This is a genomic window from Pseudoalteromonas sp. MB47 (assembly GCF_011319765.1).
GTDB lineage: Bacteria > Pseudomonadota > Gammaproteobacteria > Enterobacterales > Alteromonadaceae > Pseudoalteromonas > Pseudoalteromonas simplex.
On record NZ_VFBD01000031.1, the window covers coordinates 321,610 to 340,144 of the forward strand.

The window sequence follows — 18,535 nt, forward strand, 5'->3', positions numbered from 1 at the left end:
AAGATATGAAAGGAATAATTTTAGCTGGGGGTACTGGTTCTCGGTTGTTTCCGAGCACACTTGCTGTATCTAAGCAACTTATCCCTATATATGATAAGCCTATGATTTATTATCCTCTTTCAGTATTAATGCTTGCAAAGATTAGAGATATTCTCATTATAACAACAGCAAATGATCTTCCCTTATTTCAGCGACTATTAGGTAATGGCAATCAATATGGTATTTCTATTCAATATGAAATACAAAAACAACCAACAGGTGTTGCTGAAGCTTTTATAATAGGCGCTGACTTTATAGGAGATGATAACGTAGCGCTTATTTTAGGAGATAATGTTTTCTGGGGACAAGGATTAAGCCCAAAGCTTGCGAGAGCCCTCGAGAATAAGCAACAAGCTACAGTGTTTGCATACCAAGTTAATGATCCTTCTCGATTTGGTGTTGTCGAATTCGATCAGGACTATAAAGCTATTTCTATCATTGAAAAGCCTAAAAACGCGTTATCAAACTATGCTGTAACTGGCTTATACTTCTACCCGAATTCAGTTGTCGATATTGCAAAAAATGTAACGCCTTCGCCTCGAGGAGAGTTAGAAATAACATCAATCAATCAAGCTTTCCTCGAAAAAGACCAACTTAAAGTAGAAATTCTAGGCCGAGGGTTTACTTGGCTAGATACAGGCACGCATGATAGCTTATTGCAAGCATCTCAATTCGTTGCAACAGTTGAAAAGATGCAAGGATTTAAAGTTGCTTGTTTAGAAGAAATTGCTTGGCGTAACAACTGGTTAACACCGGATGAAGTTCTCGAAAAAGCCCACCATTTACCTGACGATTATATACACTACCTCACAGAACTTTTTAAGAATTAAGGCGCAAAATGATCAATGTTCACAAACCCATTCTTCCAGATAGAGCTATTCTAGATCAATACATTGATCGAATATACGATTCAAATTGGTTAACAAATAATGGGCCGCTTGTTCAAGAATTAGAACAAAAGTTATCTGCCTTTTTGGGATGTAAAAATGTTATTTTGGTTTCTAGTGGAACATCGGCTCTTGAAGTTGCTATTCAAGCGGTGGCGAAGGAAGGTGAAATAATCACATCCCCTTTCTCATTTGCTGCGACATCACAAGCAATTGAATTCACAGGAAGAAAGCCAGTATTCTCTGATATTTGCCGAAAAACATTTAATTTAGATCCTCAATTAATTGAGCAGAAGATTAATGAAAATACAGCAGCAATTTTACCTGTACATGTGTATGGAAATCCATGTGATCTAAACAAATTTGCTGATTTATCAGAACTTTTCAATATTCCTATCATTTATGATGCTGCCCACTGTTTCGGTATAAAGACACAAAATCAATCTGTGTTCAATTTTGGGAGCATTTCTGTAACGAGCCTGCATGCTACTAAGTTATTTCATACAATTGAAGGTGGGGCCCTTTTTACTAACGATGATGAGCTTGCATCAAAAATCAGAAAAATTATAAATTTTGGGATTCAGTCAAATGGCACAATTAAAGGACCTGGAACAAATGCAAAAATGAATGAATTTGAGGCTGCTATGGGTCTGGCTTTATTTCCTAAGATTAATGAAATTATCAACTTAAGACGCACTCTTTGGCAAGCATATTATGATAGGTTAAAGAGTTTTTTTGATTTTCAAGAATGGTCACCGAATACAACGCAAAACTTTTCGTATTTCCCAATATTATGTCAGACTGAAAAAGAGTTACTTAATATTATTTCTGCATTAGAAAAAGAATCTATTGTTCCAAGACGCTATTTCTACCCGACACTCAATACTATCTATAATAAGCCAGCTCTTGAGCATTCTGACGATATTAGCCGCCGTATAATGTGCTTACCTATATTCCCAACATTGGATTTGAAAGTAGTTATAAAAGCAACTGATATCATTTTAAAAACAATCAACCGGTAAAAAATACCGGTTGAATTTCAACCTTAGTGCTATTACTAGTAAAACTCCCAATCGCATTTCTTTGTCGCATAAAGAGCAAAGTGATCGCGCATTTCTTTTAAGTAATTGATCCAAAGCTCATTAATTTCATTATAGATTTCCAGTCCTTTTTGCTCCTCATATTTAAACAAGTTCGTTACCATCGGGCAGTGATAATAAAGTAATGAACCTTTGAAAATATGAAATGCATGACTAAGCATTGTACCTTTAAATGAAAAAACATAACGCTCCTGGCGACGCAGTGCATTCGCAGCCTCACTTGTTGAACAGCAAGGCTCTTCGGCCATTGTTATGACTTCTTCAAAAATGCTTAAAATTTTCTCTTTTAGAATAGACTCTTCCGAAAAAGACTTTAAACCCAAGGTGGTGAAGGCACCTTTGATTTTATCAACTATCTCTTTTTTTGGCTCTTTTAGCGTCGGCACTGGCAGAAGCATATCAGACTCACATGGTATAGTGCCTTTAATGAAGGCACCTTGACCGATATTATAAACAGTTTTTGGCTTAATCCTTACAATCTCTTCAAGTTGCTTATTTGAAACTCGATACGTCTGATTTGTTTTTACAACACCACCTAAATTACCTTTTAAATGTGCACCATCAGATTTTTGCGGAACAAATTTAAGCTTACCTTTATGATTATCACCGTATACACTTAGCTCAGAGTGATGCTTACCGCATTCTGACATGCCATTATCAACGCCTGCGAGGTAAATTTCATTAAAACCAAAATGTAAGGCATAAGATAGCCCCGTATTTGCAACTAAAGGGTTACAGAAGGTTATTTCCCTAAGTGGCTTTAAACCGCTTAGGATGCGATTTGTTTGTAGTAAATCTGTACCAGCTTCATTACCTTTAAGCGCTAACCCTGACCATCCGTAAAGGCCTGGAGTATCGGGGTAAACTGTATTAATTGAGAGTAAATTTAGCTCTTTAAATTCAGCTTCAGTCGCCATATCAAACAATACTTGGTAGTTCCGATAGGGCCTTTCTACGAGCACATGAAAATCCGGTTTAACCCCCATTTTGAGCAATGAAGTAAGTGCTGTCCCGCAGGCAAAAATAATACAGTTATTTTGATTTTCAATAATAAAATCTTTTGCTTCATCCAATGAAGGTCCATTCCCTACTATGATGGCTGGTACCTGAAAATGTTTATCAAAAATCAGGTTCTTTGCATCAAAATAAAGCTGCTTATTTAACTCATGAAAATATGAATGCGCTAATCCAGTTACTGCATCATTATAAAAACCATGACCAAATTGAAATTGAAAATATTCCCTAAAGAACTCATTAATCAATTTGTTGATTTCTGGCATAGGAGTGTGCTGGAAGCAAAAGCTTCTTACCAATGAAAAAGCACCAACACTTTCTGTAATTTTGCGAAGCTCAGTAACAAGTAACTCTTTTTCGACACCAACTAATAAAAATAAACAGCCACCTTGTTCATCTATCGTAGTAATTAACTCTGCCCAGTCAGTACAAAATAAACTAGCGAAAAACACCTCAAAATCAGGCTCAAGAATAAACGTATAGTCAAACTCACAGCGTTCGAACAAAATAGGGAGGTGATAACCTAAGCCAACACCAAACACCATGGCACTTGGAAAACGTGATGGCAATGCTTTTAACCAGTGCTTTCTATCATCCTTCTGCTCCTTCTTTTCTGAAAGAAGTTTACCCAAATAGTTCATATATCGAATGTGAATACGCTCATCTGTACTTTTAGGGTTATATCGAGAATAGTCAGATAATGTAAACGATGGCTTATTTATAGCCCCATCTACCTGAGACTCAGCCTGTTCTAGCGGATTTTCTGAATAAAGATATACATCGCTGTTATGTGGCTTAAAGTTTCCATGGCCGGATTCTGTCACCTTTATATGGAAATTTTCTGGTGGAGTATATTCTTTAATCGCTTTAGCTATTTTAGGGAAATGTGATTCAAATTTATCTAAGTTCTTTTTGAACCTGAAATTTGCTTCCTGCTGAAAGTCTGTTTCTAGAGCGATTTTTTTTTGAGCCGTTAGTAATTGTTCTTCTAATTCAGACAGAGCTTTTAGCGACTCATTTTTATTATTCATAACCTTTGTTCAACTTGTAAAGTTTTGCTTGTTTATTGCCAGCTTTCAATTCGATCAACTTATTGCGAGTAAGTTCCTTTTGTTCACTCACTTTAGTAATTAAAGCATTTATTTGCTCATATATTACTGATAAAGCTTCAATATCAGAGTCACCTAACTCACTTGTGAATAACTGCTTTAGCACTGCATCTAATTTTTTTGCAGCTTCAACTTGCCGTTCGATATTATCTGTATCTGACAACTCTTTAATATACAACTCAAGATCGTGAAGCTTACTAGCCTGCAGTTGCATTCATATCACCTTCAGAGAGAGTTTGTTGTCTAACTTCAAATGGAATTGCGTCCCAAGCAGATTTTATTTCTTTTAATAGTCCTGAGACTTCGTCGATTATTTCAGGGTCATTTTTCATGGTAGCATCAACCAAACGTTCGATCATATAAGAATAAAGTGAATATAAATTCTCAGTCACCTCACCACCAACATTAAAATCTAAACAGCCACGAAGAGCTTCAATGATCGCAGATGCCTTTGAGATATGCTCACTCTTTGCTTCCATGTGCTTCTTTTCTATGGCTACTTTGGCAAACACCATTTTTTCTACAGCTCCAGCCATCAACATTTGGATAATTTCGTAACGGTCAGCACCTGCAACTCGCGTTTTAAGTGCTTCTTTTTGATAATTTTTAACTTTGGCGTTGTACATATATCACCTATTAATCTATGAGGGGAGTGAATTAAGAAGACTTAGTGAAGCCTGGTAGACTTGATAATTGAGCACTTAAATAAGTTTGTGTTGATTGCATTTGTGCTAACAACACATCTAAACCTGCATATTGCTCTCTTAATCTAGCTTCTAAAGACTCCATTCTATACTCATGGTTTGCTACATCATCTTCTAATTCGTCGAGCTGCTGGTTTAAACTATTTTCTCTTTGCTTCATAATTCCGTTTTTATCAACGTAATTACTTAGCAGCTCTTCAAATTTTGTTGCAATACCATTTTCACCTGCAAAAGCCTTGCCAATATCATCGAAATTCTCGTCCATTGCTTCATTCAAACTGCGAACTAGGCTAGATTTTTCTAGATACCCATCTTTGTCTACACCTAAACCAATATCAAATATACTTGAGAAAGGCCCAGCATCAGTTAATTGCGTAGATAACGTGTTTACTAACTGTGAGTCAAAAGAACGAATAGTTGCGTCACCGTTTAAAGGTTTGCCTATTCGTGTCTGAAGCCCGATTTGACCAATCAAGTTGTTATAGTTTGTTATTAGTTCATCAACCAACTTAGTAACACTACTTCTATCAAATTCAACAGATAGCTTGGCTGCTTCACCGTCAACACTTTGTCGCTTCGCAACAATTGTCATATCTTGCACAGCATCTTTAAAGGTATTCGTATCATTAGTGATTTCAATACCATCAACTTTAATAACCGCATCTTTTGCTTGGTCATCAGTCGCAATAGCTAGTCCACCTGCACCACCACCATTTGCAGTTGTTGAAACATTATCTAGTTCTGCATTATCGTTCGTTATTACTAAATCATTCCCCGTTCCACTAACAGAAGAGGTTAAAACTAGTTTAGACTCAGTTCCAGTATTTATAATATTCGCAGTGACACCAAAGTTATCATCAGAATCATTAATTGCATCGCGTAAATCTGCCAACGTAGCACCTGCATCTAAGGTAAGATCAAAGCTTTTATCACCAGCAGCAAATGATAAAGTTCCACCTGAGGCAGATACAACATCATCTGTCGAAGTAAATAGACCAGCATTTGAAGTTGCTCGACTACCTTGAGCAAGTTCGACTACCTCAATATTAAAATTACCTGGGGTGATATCTGAAGTAGGAGTAACCGAAATGAGATCACCATCATCACTTGTCGGTTGTTTGATATTTGCTGTACGTTTATTGAAGTTGTCTTCATCAGCAAGTTTCTCAATTGTATCTTGCAGTTTCGACATTGCAGACTTAACTTCACCAAGAGAAGACAATTCAACTTGAAGAGCCTCTTCTTTCTCAGTAAATGCAGCCATTTTCGGAGTATTTTCTGCTGATACAGATGCTGAAATAATACTTTCTAAGTCTAGGCCTGAACCTACACCTGCTGATGTGATAAGTGGCATAATAGTACTCCCAAAAACTTACGGTTATGCAGAACGATTTAACAATAAACCTTTACTAGTTAATTTATCGGCAAACTCCTCTAAAGCTTTAGCGACCTCACGAAATTCTTCAGTTGGAATTTCACGGATCACTTCTTCACTTTCTTTATCAATTACTTTGATAATTGGTGGATCACCTAACTCGTCAAATTCAAAAACCATGTTTGGTGCAGTAACAGGAATATATTCATTCACCTTAGCGAGATTTTCTTTTACCTCGGCGATAATATCCTTCTTGTCTTTACCTTCAGTATCTTGAACCTTTTCGATATTTACTGGGCTTCTGCTAGCAAGTTCTGTGCCTTTGGCTTCTTTCTCATCAGCATTAACTGACTTTACTGAAACCATATTGACAGGGTTTACGCTATCCGAAGCTCGCTGTGTAGAATTAATATCTATCATCACATTCACCTCACAATCACTTCTATACAGTATAAGCCACTACACTAAAAAATTCCTCAGTGTAGTGGACAACTAGACCTATCTATTAACCAAGAAGAGATAGCGCAACTTGAGGACGCTGATTAGCTTGGCTTAAGATTGATTGACTTGCTTGTTGTAAGATCTGCATCTTAGTTAAGTTTGCAGTTTCTGCCGCGAAGTCAGTGTCTCTAATACGTGATTGAGCAGCTGATAAGTTTTCAGAAACATTCGATTGGTTTCGAATTGTTGATTGGAAACGGTTTTGAACAGCACCAAGCTCAGCACGCTTTTTATCAACAACAGCGATTAATGCATCCATTCCAGCCATAACCGCTTGCGCGTTAGCTTGTGTAGACACAGAAATACCCGTTGCTGTAAATGTACTTGCAAACGTGTAATCTGCAGCAGCTGCAGTACCTGCGCCATTAACATCACTTAAGCCATTTAGTGAGCTTTCTAAATTACTAGAGGTTACTGCTGAAGCAATGTTTGCGATACCAGAAAGAGTGAAGCCACCGTTGTCTTCAAGAGAATTGGTTGTAACGCCAACAGATTTCATACTAAAGCCAATAGTTTGAACCGCATCAGCACCTACCTGAAAGCTAGATTCATAACTACCATCTAGAAGATTTTGACCACCAAATGTTGTATCTTCAGCAATACGGTTTACTTCCTCAGAAAGAGAGCGAATCTCTTCTTGAAGTGCTAAACGGTCTTCATCAGTATTCGAACCATTAGATGCTTGGCTTGCAAGGGTTCGCATACGTTGGAACATTGAAGTTACTTCGTCAAGAGCACCTTCAGCAGTTTGAGCAAGTGAAATACCATCATTAGCATTTCGAACACCTTGATTTAAACCATTGATTTGACCGGTCAAACGGTTTGAAATCTGCATACCTGCAGCATCATCTTTCGCACTATTAATACGAAAACCTGATGATAAACGCTTGAATGAAGTGTCAAGTGAATTACCAGAATTCATTAACTGGCGTTGTGCGTTCAAAGAACTCACATTTGTGTTTACATATAAAGCCATATTAGCCTCCGCTTTATCATTTTATAGCTAAACAGCGGGATACCCCTACCCTGCTACTTAACCGACTTAGAGTCCTAGATTGATAGTTCTCTAAATCATATATCGTCCGATAAAGCGAAAGCTTTAGCTTTATTTGTAAATTTTTTAACTAATTATTAAATTTTAACCTTGTAGTAAGCTTAAAGCCGCTTGAGGTCGTTGATTTGCTTGACCTAAAATTGTTTGACTTGCTTGTTGAAGAATCTGATTTTTAGTCAGATTTGCTGTTTCTGCTGCGAAATCTGCATCTTTAATACGTGATTTTGCAGCTGATAAATTTTCAGAAATATTCGCTTGGTTACGGATTGTTGATTGAAAACGGTTTTGCACTGCACCTAACTCAGCACGTTTTTTATCAACAATTGCGATCATTGCATCCATACCCGCTAAAACTGCTTGCGCATTAGCTTGTGTTGATACCGAAATACCTGACGCAATAAATGCATTAGCATAAGTGTAATCAGCAGCAGTTGCAGTTCCTGCACCATTTACATCACTTAAACCTGCTAGCGTACTCTCTAAGTTAGCACCGGTTACGCCTGAAGCAATATTGGCAATACCTGATAATGTAAAGCCACCATTAAGTGAAATATCATTAGTACTGGCACCAACAAACTGCATACTAAAGCCAATTGTTTGCACTGCATCAGCACCCACTTGGAAACTAGCAGAATAGCTGCCATCTAATAAGTTTTGGCCACCAAAGGTTGTATCTGCGGCAATACGGTTAACCTCTGAAGACAACTGACGGATCTCTTCTTGGATCGCTAAGCGGTCTTCATCAGTATTTGAACCATTAGCGGCTTGTTGAGATAGAGTCCTAATTCTTTGAAATGAGTTGGTAATTTCTTCTAATGCACCTTCAGCAGTTTGCGCAAGTGAAATGCCATCATTAGCGTTTCTATTACCTTGGTTTAAACCTAGGATTTGCGATTGCAAACGGTCAGAAATTTGCAAACCAGCCGCATCATCAGCCGCACTGTTAATACGTAGACCTGATGAAAGGCGTTTAAACGAGGTATCTAAATCGCCACCGGTTCTATCCAACTGTCTTTGTGCGTTTAATGCACTAACATTAGTATTTACATATAAAGCCATAATAAACTCTCTTCTTATCTGTCAAAGTAAAGTCACTTATTTAAAAGTGAATTTGACAAAGTGACCCTTACAGCGGCAAATCTAAGTCGCCTGGGGCAAAAAACTGCCACTTTGCTGGTTAGTTAATTAACTTGCAGTAAATAGAGCAATTAATAGGCCAACTATTAATTTTGTTAAAAAAGGAATGAAAAAAGGCTCCATGTAGGAGCCTTAAGAGAGATAAGTTTAAGAGTGGGTTTAATTACACAAATTATGGCATAATCTGTGCTTTATATTTTATGTTCTTACAAATGTTAGAACACTACTGTCAGGATTTTGAGCGCCTCCGCTTTATAATCCTATCTTAGCGCCTTTGTTAATACCCCATTAGACAAAGGCGCTTTTCTTTTGAGTCAAATTTTTGGCTTCACTTTAACTCAAATCCCCAACTATTAACCTAATAAGCTTAATGCTGCTTGAGGACGTTGGTTAGCTTGACTTAAGATTGTTTGGCTAGCTTGTTGTAAGATTTGCATCTTAGTTAAGTTAGCTGTTTCTTGAGCAAAATCTGTATCTTTGATTCGAGATTGTGCTGCACTTAGATTTTCAGAGATATTTGATTGGTTACGAATCGTAGATTGGAAACGATTTTGTACCGCACCTAACTCTGCACGCTTTTTATCAACTACAGCGATTAGTGCATCCATACCTGCTAATACTGCTTGTGCATTTGCTTGTGATGATACAGAGATACCAGTAGCGGTAAATGTACTTGCAAATGTATAATCAGCAGCAGCTGCAGTACCTGCACCATTTACATCACTTAAGCCGTTTAGTGAACTTTCAAGGTTGCTAGAGGTTACCGCAGATGCAACATTAGCAATACCAGATAAAGTAAAACCGCCATTTGCTTCTAGTGAGTTTGAAGAACTACCCACAGACTGCATGCTAAAACCAATCGTTTGTACTGCATCAGCACCCACTTGGAAGCTTGCTGAATAAGTACCATCAAGAAGGTTTTGACCACCAAACGTTGTATCCGCAGCAACACGGTTAACTTCTGATGAAAGAGAACGAATCTCTTCTTGAATCGCTAAACGGTCTTCATCAGTGTTTGAACCATTTGACGCTTGCTGAGAAAGAGTACGAATACGTTGGAACATTGATGTTACTTCATCAAGAGCACCCTCAGCTGTTTGTGCTAAAGAGATACCATCATTTGCGTTACGGTTACCTTGGTTAAGGCCGTTAATTTGTGACGTTAAACGGTCTGAAATTTGTAGACCAGCCGCATCGTCAGCTGCGCTGTTGATACGAAAACCTGATGATAAACGCTTGAATGAAGTGTCAAGTGAGTTACCAGAATTCATTAATTGTCTTTGAGCGTTTAATGAACTAACATTTGTATTTACATAAAGTGCCATGATATTTCTCCCGAAGTAAACTTATCATTTACTCTCAAACTTACTCTAATTAAGCCGTAGCGGTTATTTGCTACGTTGCTTGGTTAATTAAGTTATCGGTCCGGTAAAAAAATCCTTTAGCAAATTTTTAAACAAATTTTAAAATTTTATTTAATACACTGTATTTAAAAGAGAAATATCTTATTTTTTTAACTAAACATCGCTTCTTGTTACTTTAAAAGGCGCTATCACGATGTTTTGCTAAAGATATAAATACTAAAAAGAAAGCACTAAAAGCACTTTTAAAGTGTGAATCTTAAGGAAGGTTTTGTAGGTTAAGCTCATTAAATAAGCTTAACCTATATAAATTATAAGTAATCAAATAATGAGAGGTTAGCCAATCGGCCAAATGTTGCCTGTGCAGCTTGCAGTGATGTTTCTTGTTTGGTGAGTTCAGTAATCGCTTCAGCCATATCAAGCTCAACAAGCTCAGCTTTGGCTGCTTTATTGCTAATATCTAAGTCACCGTTTGATTGTTCAATTTTCTTGGCTGTATTTAAGCGACCACCCAAACCTGCCTGTACAAGTGAAACCTGATTTTTGGCATTATCGAGTTGTACGATGGCATCCGCTAAAACTTGATCAAACTCTTCTTGAGTTAAATCAGGATTGGTTAGTCCTGCAATCAGATCTTCCAAAGTATTTAACGCATTCTCTTTTTGTGGTGCTTCAAGGTCAACATCAACTTGGCCATTTGCAACAGGCTCAATGGTAACCTCCATCCCCTTATAAATAATTTTTCCGTCTTCAAAGCTGCCACTATCAATCGTTACACCAGCTTGCTGCACAACAAATGTATTAGGTGTGCCTGTGGTAGTAATAAAGCTTAATGTATTGGCATTTGCCGCTGCAGCAGGATCAGCGTTGTAATTTGCCTGATGAAACTTATCAAAATCAGCTTGCTCAGTAACATATATTTTTGAGCTTGTAATACCGCTTGACACAGTGCCGTCGTTTGAGGCCACATTTAATCGAGCATTTACTTTTTCGAACGTATCAAAACCATTGTCACTTGATTTAATTTCTACACCTTCAGCTACTTTGATTTTGTGTTGCCCCTGATCGCCACCATATTCATAGCGTCCAGACGTACTATTAAAGGTGTATGACGGAGTATTATCTTGGTAACCCGAAAAGATAAATTTACCGTCTTCGGTCTTTGCATTCATCAAATCAAGTACCGTACTTTGCAATGCTTTAACTTCTTCAGCAATACCTTCACGGTCGATATCACTATAGGCACCGTTACCAGCTTGAATAGATAAAGTATACGCAGACTCAAGTGCGCCTTTAATATTTTGCAGCACACTTTCTTCTGTCGTTAGGCGGCTATTCAGCATAGTAATGTTTTTTGTGAACTGTTCATTACCCTGAATGCGATCGTTATAAAGTAATGCGCGAGCCGTTGCGGAAGGATCGTCAGCAGCAGTTAATACACGCTTTTGGGTATTAACCTGCTCTTGCGCTTTGTTTACATTTTGTTGTGAGTTAAGAATAGAATTAAGGTTATTCTTATACATCATGTTATTTGAAATACGCATAATTACCTCGCCGCACTTAATAAGGTGTCAAAAATAGTACGTGCTGTTGAAAGGACCTGTGCTGATGCTGCATACGATTGTTGAAAGCGCAGTAAGTTTGCCGCTTCTTCATCAAGGTTTACACCTGATAGTGATTCATACCAAGCTTCAGACTGATCAGCCAATGCTGTAAAGGCCGCACCATTCGTTTGGGCTTGACTAGTCACTACACCAATATCAGTGACAATGCCTGAATAGGCTTGATTAAACGTTTTATGATTATCAGCAGTACTACTTGCTTCAACATTTTGACGCACTAGCTCACCATTTTGTAAATCGGCCAATAGCAAACCATTACGGTTATCATCAAAACCACCAGTGTTAAACTCTACTGTGAAGGTGTCACCTGTTGCAGGTGATCCTTCAATGTTAAAGTCAAACCCATAGGTATCATAAGGCGCGCCAGCTTGGGCAAGAATATTTTCAGCAGGTGGTGTAATGGTAAAGGTCGATGTACCGTTCCCGTCCGTAATTTGATATTCGTTAGCATTTGCCGTTTTCACGAGTGTGATATCGCCATTCGCCAAGCTAGGAGGTGGCCCCACGGTAATACCCGTTGAGTTATCAATATCTGAAACTGTACCAGCAGAAATACTTGCATCACTGGTGTTATTAATATCAGTAGCAGTTCGAATAGGTGATGCTAACGCTAAATCTTCAGGGCGTTCAGTTGCAAGCTCGAGGGTCGTTGCAGCTTGTGAATTTAGCTTCACCATAAATTGGTCACCCGTATTCGCAGCACCCGATACATTAAGCTGTAAACCAAATGAGTCACTTCCTGCAGGTGTAATTGTTGAAGAATCAATGATCCCCCCCACGATATTTGCTGTAGCAGGACTACCTAGCGGCTCACCTTTATTATCAATAGGCTGGATTTCAACTGTTGAAGCACTCGTATAAGTTACAACAAAGTCACTAGCAGGCAATTCACTGCCGAGTCCGGGCTCAACCGTTGCCGTCATCGTTGATGTGCCCGTATTAGCTTGATAGCCAAACGCATCTACCGTTGGAATGGCAAAGATATCACCACCAATTTCACCATTAGCGTCCATACCTAAGCTATTTTGTTGGTTAAAGGCATCGGCTAACGCTAAGCCCATTTGACCAAGTTGATTTTGCGCTGGCACTAAAATATCGTCACGAAATGCCAGTAAGCCACCAATTTTGCCTTTCAATTTACTTACATCAACATCAAGCGGCACGGCTTTGCCACCGTTTACATCAAGTTTTAATTCTTTAAAGTTCGGATCAGGGTCGCCACTGAATGAAAACAGGTTAAATGTGCCGCTTTGCATGACAAGTGCTTGACCTGAGCCTAAATAAACTTGTTTTTCGCCGTTGTTGCCATCGAGTGTTTCAATATCAATCAGCTCAGATAAGTCACGAATTGCTTTATCACGTTCATTATATAAACCACTTGATACTGACTCACGATCAGTGCCATGAACAGATGCAATCTTGGTATTTAGTTCGCTGATGCTTTGAATTAAGTTATTTGCTTCATCAGAGAAGATTTCTAGCTGCTCATTTACCACGGCTTTTTGGTCAACCACAATGCTCGACAATCTGTCCATTTGATCAATTAAGTTTTGTGCATCCGTCATGACCAGTGAACGAGCTACTGTTGACGACGGTTGATTTAAGCTTTCTTGTACGTTGTTAAAAAACGAGTTGATACTGGTTGATAAGCTGTTTGACTCTTCAGAAAACAAGCTATCGACACGGCTTGCTTCAGTTACAAACTGATCAAAGAATGCCTTATTAGAGGTATCTCTATTTAATTGCTTTTGTGCAAATTCATTTAGTAAGCGATACGTTTCACCACGGCCGACTTGGTTATCGATCATGGTTGTGAACTCAGTACGCTCACGCACATAGCCCTCGGTATTAACGTTGGCGATGTTTTTACTGGTGGTTTGTAAAAGCTCAGAGTTAGCTCTTACACCGGCATTTGCTATGTCATATAAGCTAAATGACATGAGGGTCTACTCCTTAACGTACCAATGAAGCAGCGACGCTTTGAAGCTCAACGCGCTTCAATACCTGCTTAATTTTATCGGCATAATTTGGATCAGTTGCATAGCCTGCTTTTTGTAACGAATCTAAAAAGGCTGCAGGCTCTGCGGTATTATTGAGTGCTTCTTGATAACGTGGATTTTCATTTAAGAAATCCACAAAATCATTAACACTGTCTTTAATCGATTGATAAGAACGGAAACTAGCTTGCTTTTTAACTGGCACACCTTGTTCAAACTCAAGCGTGACTTTGCTTGCTTTATCACCTTGCCAGCTCCTATCCGATTTAATATTGAATAAGTTGTTACTACTTGTGCCATCAGCTTTACTGATGATGTGTTTACCCCAGCCCGTTTCAAGTGCTGCTTGAGCAACCATCACAGCTGGATTTAAACCAATTTTTTCAGCCGCATTTTTAGCATGTTCCCAAACAGAGCTAATGAAAGACTCAGCATCTTCAAAGCGGTTTTCTGTTTGCTCGTTCGCAGCGGTATCTGCAACAGCGTTTGGCTCAGCTTTAATCTTGTGACTGTCGCTCGTTGCACCGGTTGCGCGCTTATCACTATCGAACTCAGCCGTCGTTCTAAGCACAGAACCTGGAGTAAACTGTTTACCATCTGGCGAGAGTTGTTGAACAATTAAGTCAGCTAGACCCAGCGAGCCGTTTGATGAAAGCTCAACCGATAACTGTTGGTCATGCATCTCTTCAAAAAACTTAACGCCGCTTGAATTAAATGGGCTATCTTTATCTTCAAACGCTTCATTTGCTTTACGCATGCTTTTCAGCAGCATTTGAGTGAAGATAGATTCAAATTGTGCCGCCGCTTTTTTCAGCGCCTCTTTTGACGCATCGCTAGAGGCATCACTTTTTAGAGCACTTTGACGTAACGAGTCTAAGTTGCCTAAATCAAAAAAGTTTTGCTTGTCGAGATGATTAGTATCCATCAGCTTTTTGACACAATAGTTAATAATGAAAATTAAAATGCAAAAATTGCGCCAATAAAAAGCTTTATAAATGAGTAGCTAATAACTGATACAGGAATGGAGTAACTTCAGGGCCAAGATTTTGACTGATGTTTATATGCTGAACGATTTAAGAATGACTAAAACAAAAAACGCGCTCGACAGCGCGTTTTAATTTAAATGATAACCAGTTGCCCGTTTATCGCCCCCGCTTCTTTTAAAGCTTCAAGGATTGCCATTAAATCACCCGGTGCGGCCCCCACCTCATTGATTGCGCGTACGAGATCATCAAGATTAACACCTGGATTAAATACAAAAGCACGTGAATCATCTTCGTTCACATCAATAATACTTTGATTGGTAACGGTAGTTTCACCATCACTTAAAGCGTTTGGCTGTGACACGTTTTGCTGCTCAGCAATCGTAACCGTTAAACCACCATGAGTTATTGCCGCAGGCTGTAGCTTCACGTTTTTGCCAATCACAATTGTACCTGTGCGGGAGTTAACAATAATTTTTGCTGCTGTGTCTGCAGGCTTAAACTCTAAGTTTTCAAGGGTAGATAAATACGCAACACGTTGAGATGCATCACGCGGTGCTAACACTCGCACTGACGCTGCATCAATTGCCTGAGCACTGTCAGGCCCCACTAAATCATTAATCGTTTGCTCTAGGCGTTTTGCTGTTGTGAAATCTGGGCGATTTAAATTAAAGGTAATATAGTCACCTTGCATAAACGGGCTCTTAATAGCACGCTCTACAATGGCACCGTTTGGAATACGACCCACTGTGGGTGTGTTAATAATTACACGGCTACCATCAGCCCCTTCAGCACCTAAACCACCTACAACTAAGCTGCCTTGTGCAATCGCATAGGTATTGCCATCAACCCCTTTTAAAAAGGTTTGTAATAAGGTACCACCACGTAAACTACCCGCACTACCAATAGACGAAACCGTAATATCAATGGTTTGACCCGGTTTTCTAAATGCCGGTAACTCTGCATGCACAGCCACAGCGGCAACATTTTTGATTTTAGGTTTTAAGCTATCTGGTAAGGTGATACCAAAGCCATTCAACATGGCTTTAAAGCTTTGTTGAGTAAATCGGCTTTGTTCACCTGTGCCAGGCAAACCGACAACCAAACCATACCCCACTAATTGGTTAGAGCGTACGCCCTCAACCATAGATACATCTTTGACTCGCTCAGCCTGTGCAGAAAACTGCAGGCTAATTAAGCAAAGAGCGATGATGTATTTAAACCCATTCATGACTTTATTCCTCTAAAATGGGAAAAGCGAACTACTAAAGAAACGAGACAGCCAACCTGCACTTTGCGTTTCTTGAATTTGCCCTTTACCTGAGTATTGAATTCGCGCATTAGCAATACGATTGGAAGTTACCGTGTTATCTGCTTGCACATCTTCAGGACGAACTAAACCTTCTAGGCGAATAAATTCTTCACCAGTATTCAAAGTGAGCCATTTTTCACCACGAATAACCAAGTTCCCATTCGGTAAAACACGCATCACATTGACAGAAATATCACCAAATAAGCTATTTGATTGGTTAGACTTTGAATCGCCTTTAAACGATGCCCCTGAGCCAATACCAAACTGAATGCTGTCGCCACCAATGTTAACCGGGTTTCCGCCAAGCCCAATAACAGGGTCTAAACTAGCATCTGTTTCTTTGTCGGTTTCAGTTTTTGCCGCTTTAGTTGCTTGGGTAGACTCTTGCAATTTAACAGTGATGATATCGCCGGCGCGTAATGCCTTTTTATCTGAGTACAAGTCATTTGCCGAATAACTATCAAACAACGAACCTGTTGGTACCACTTGTTCAGTACTTGGTTCCGGATACATAGGCGCATAGTAAGGGTCATCCTGAACCACATGATGATTTTGCGTTGTCATACAACCACCCAGCATCAATGCTGCTGATGTGACTAAGATAATATTACGCATGCTGCCTCCTACCCATTAAAGTTGCTGATTGATGTAACTAAGCATTTCATCAACAGCTGAAATCACTTTTGAATTCATTTCATAAATTCGTTGCGTTTCAATCAAGTTAACAAGCTCTTCCGTTACATTCACGTTAGAGGTTTCAAGGGAACCTTGAACCACAGTGCCTAAACCATCGATACCAGGATTACCTTGCACAGGTGCGCCACTCACAGCGGTTTCTGTGTATAAGTTTTGCCCCATAGGCTCAAGACCCGATGGATTAATAAAATCACTAATGGTGAGCTGACCGATGACCACGTTCTCTGCTTGACCTGAAATACGCACTGATACTTCACCGTCTTGTGAAACAGTAATTGATTGTGCATCGTCTGGTACGTTCATTTCTGGCTGTAATGGAAAACCCGCGCCGGAAGTTACAATGCGACCATCTTCGTCAGTCGTGAATTGACCATTACGTGAATAGGCAATATTGCCATCTGGTAATTGCACTTCAAAAAAACCTGGGCCTGAGATCATCCAGTCCAATGAATTTTCAGTGGTAAGCATATTACCTTGTGAAAAGTTCTTTTGGTTAGCAACCACTTTGGCACCGGCACCAAGCATTAAGCCTGACGGCATTTCAGTGTCTTGCGACGAGCGGCCACCTGGCTGGTTAATGTTTTGATATAGTAAATCTTCAAATACGGCGCGGCTTTTTTTGTAGCCTACCGTGCTGGCATTCGCGAGATTATTTGAGATCACCGAAATATCGGTTTGCTGGGCGTCAAGCCCGGTTTTACTGATCCATAATGCAGGATTCATAACTCTACCCTCTCAGTCATCTTAAACAATGCGTAACAGCTGATCTTGACGCTCATCGAGCTCTTCGGCTGTTTTCATCAATTTAACTTGTAATTCAAATTGGCGTTGATTGCTGATCATATCGACCATTTCATGCACTGGGTTTACGTTCGACATTTCAAGCGTTCCCGACAATACTTTTACGTTTGGTGAAATGTCACAAAAACCACAAAGGTCATTGACCAACATGTCTTCTTTTGGTCGAAATAAACCGTCATTGCCTTTTTCAAGCTGAGTGTTATCAGCCTCAATCACTTTTAAGCGATCAACCACTTCCAAAAAGTTAGCAGGCGCACCTTGCGGGCGAACCTGAATAGCGCCATCTTCACTAAACTCAACTTTTTCAATAGGCAATGGCAAAATGATTGGACCACCTTCGCCAATTACTTGACGGCCATGGCTCGTGATCAATGCGCCATCTGGAGTAATGTTTAATGTACCAGTTTTGGTGTACGCCTCATTGCCGGATGCATCTTGTACGCTCAACCAACCACGGTCGCTCATCGCGATATCAAGCTCACGGCCAGTTTCAACAAAACCACCCGATTCCATATTAGATCCTGGGCGTTCTTGCATTGCAAACACCCTAGATGGCAGACCTTCACCGAAGGCTTGCATAGAGCGAGCTTGTGCAAAATCAGCTTTAAAGCCAGTGGTGTTAGCATTAGCAAGATTGTTGGCCTTGAGCTCAAGACCTCGCAAACTTTGCTTAGCACCCGACATGGCAATGTAGACCATTTTGTCCATAACATTGACTCACTAAAAATACGATAATTAGGAAATGCAATAAAAGTGCCAAAGTAAAATTGACGCTAAAATAGAAGAGAAAAATGAATAGTAAGAATGAAAAAAGGCTGCCAATAGAGGAAGCAGCCTTCGTGT

Annotated in this window: 17 protein-coding genes; 2 read left to right on the forward strand and 15 right to left on the reverse strand. The window is 39.4% G+C overall.

The genetic code is table 11. The features are described from left to right. Window positions 1–5 precede the first annotated feature (5 nt). Both rfbA and IMPJCBKJ_RS19745 read left to right on the forward strand, forming a co-directional pair. Window positions 6–869, forward strand: a complete 864-nt coding sequence (gene rfbA / locus IMPJCBKJ_RS19740; RefSeq protein WP_166341732.1) for a glucose-1-phosphate thymidylyltransferase RfbA — start codon at window positions 6–8, stop codon at window positions 867–869. An 8-nt stretch (window positions 870–877) separates the two neighbouring features. After that, window positions 878–1,948, forward strand: coding sequence for a DegT/DnrJ/EryC1/StrS family aminotransferase (locus IMPJCBKJ_RS19745; protein WP_166341734.1), 1,071 nt, complete (start codon window positions 878–880; stop codon window positions 1,946–1,948). A gap of 35 nt (window positions 1,949–1,983) precedes the next feature. On the opposite strand, the gene IMPJCBKJ_RS19750 is transcribed toward IMPJCBKJ_RS19745, so the two are convergent. From IMPJCBKJ_RS19750 to IMPJCBKJ_RS19820, 15 genes are all read right to left on the reverse strand, one after another. Then, entirely contained in the window at window positions 1,984–4,071 is a 2,088-nt protein-coding gene (locus tag IMPJCBKJ_RS19750; RefSeq protein WP_166341736.1) for a 6-hydroxymethylpterin diphosphokinase MptE-like protein, read from the reverse strand. Then, a complete protein-coding gene (locus IMPJCBKJ_RS19755) occupies window positions 4,064–4,363 on the reverse strand; it encodes a hypothetical protein (protein WP_166341738.1) in 300 nt (99 codons plus the stop codon). The genes IMPJCBKJ_RS19750 and IMPJCBKJ_RS19755 overlap by 8 nt, the downstream gene beginning before the upstream one ends. Then, window positions 4,347–4,775 carry a flagellar export chaperone FliS gene (gene fliS, locus IMPJCBKJ_RS19760; protein ID WP_166341740.1) on the reverse strand — a complete coding sequence of 143 codons (429 nt, stop codon included), beginning with the start codon at window positions 4,773–4,775 and terminating at the stop codon, window positions 4,347–4,349. Before fliS ends, IMPJCBKJ_RS19755 begins: the two co-directional genes overlap by 17 nt. A 31-nt stretch (window positions 4,776–4,806) precedes the next feature. Next, on the reverse strand, window positions 4,807–6,207 hold the full coding sequence (fliD, locus tag IMPJCBKJ_RS19765) for a flagellar filament capping protein FliD (RefSeq protein ID WP_166341742.1): 1,401 nt from the start codon (window positions 6,205–6,207) through the stop codon (window positions 4,807–4,809). 24 nt (window positions 6,208–6,231) lie between these two features. After that, window positions 6,232–6,648, reverse strand: coding sequence for a flagellar protein FlaG (locus IMPJCBKJ_RS19770; RefSeq protein WP_166341744.1), 417 nt, complete (start codon window positions 6,646–6,648; stop codon window positions 6,232–6,234). Between the two features lie 85 nt (window positions 6,649–6,733). Further along, window positions 6,734–7,705: a flagellin gene (locus tag IMPJCBKJ_RS19775; protein WP_166341746.1), complete on the reverse strand. Its 972-nt coding sequence runs from the start codon at window positions 7,703–7,705 to the stop codon at window positions 6,734–6,736. 162 nt (window positions 7,706–7,867) lie between these two features. Beyond that, a complete protein-coding gene (locus tag IMPJCBKJ_RS19780) occupies window positions 7,868–8,842 on the reverse strand; it encodes a flagellin (RefSeq protein ID WP_166341748.1) in 975 nt (324 codons plus the stop codon). 431 nt (window positions 8,843–9,273) lie between these two features. Further along, window positions 9,274–10,245, reverse strand: a complete 972-nt coding sequence (locus IMPJCBKJ_RS19785) for a flagellin (protein WP_166341750.1) — start codon at window positions 10,243–10,245, stop codon at window positions 9,274–9,276. 347 nt (window positions 10,246–10,592) lie between these two features. Next, entirely contained in the window at window positions 10,593–11,825 is a 1,233-nt protein-coding gene (gene flgL, locus IMPJCBKJ_RS19790; protein WP_166341752.1) for a flagellar hook-associated protein FlgL, read from the reverse strand. A 2-nt stretch (window positions 11,826–11,827) separates the two neighbouring features. Next, window positions 11,828–13,843, reverse strand: a complete 2,016-nt coding sequence (gene flgK, locus IMPJCBKJ_RS19795; protein ID WP_166341754.1) for a flagellar hook-associated protein FlgK — start codon at window positions 13,841–13,843, stop codon at window positions 11,828–11,830. A gap of 13 nt (window positions 13,844–13,856) precedes the next feature. Next, the gene (gene flgJ / locus IMPJCBKJ_RS19800) at window positions 13,857–14,825 is read right to left on the reverse strand and encodes a flagellar assembly peptidoglycan hydrolase FlgJ (protein WP_054553303.1); all 969 of its coding nucleotides are present in this window, start codon (window positions 14,823–14,825) and stop codon (window positions 13,857–13,859) included. 194 nt (window positions 14,826–15,019) lie between these two features. Further along, entirely contained in the window at window positions 15,020–16,114 is a 1,095-nt protein-coding gene (locus IMPJCBKJ_RS19805; RefSeq protein ID WP_054553304.1) for a flagellar basal body P-ring protein FlgI, read from the reverse strand. Window positions 16,115–16,126: 12 nt separating this feature from the next. After that, window positions 16,127–16,810 carry a flagellar basal body L-ring protein FlgH gene (gene flgH, locus IMPJCBKJ_RS19810; protein ID WP_054553305.1) on the reverse strand — a complete coding sequence of 228 codons (684 nt, stop codon included), beginning with the start codon at window positions 16,808–16,810 and terminating at the stop codon, window positions 16,127–16,129. Window positions 16,811–16,825: 15 nt separating this feature from the next. Further along, on the reverse strand, window positions 16,826–17,614 hold the full coding sequence (flgG, locus tag IMPJCBKJ_RS19815; RefSeq protein WP_054553306.1) for a flagellar basal-body rod protein FlgG: 789 nt from the start codon (window positions 17,612–17,614) through the stop codon (window positions 16,826–16,828). Window positions 17,615–17,635: 21 nt separating this feature from the next. Next, a complete protein-coding gene (locus IMPJCBKJ_RS19820) occupies window positions 17,636–18,400 on the reverse strand; it encodes a flagellar basal body rod protein FlgF (RefSeq protein WP_054553307.1) in 765 nt (254 codons plus the stop codon). Window positions 18,401–18,535 lie beyond the last annotated feature (135 nt).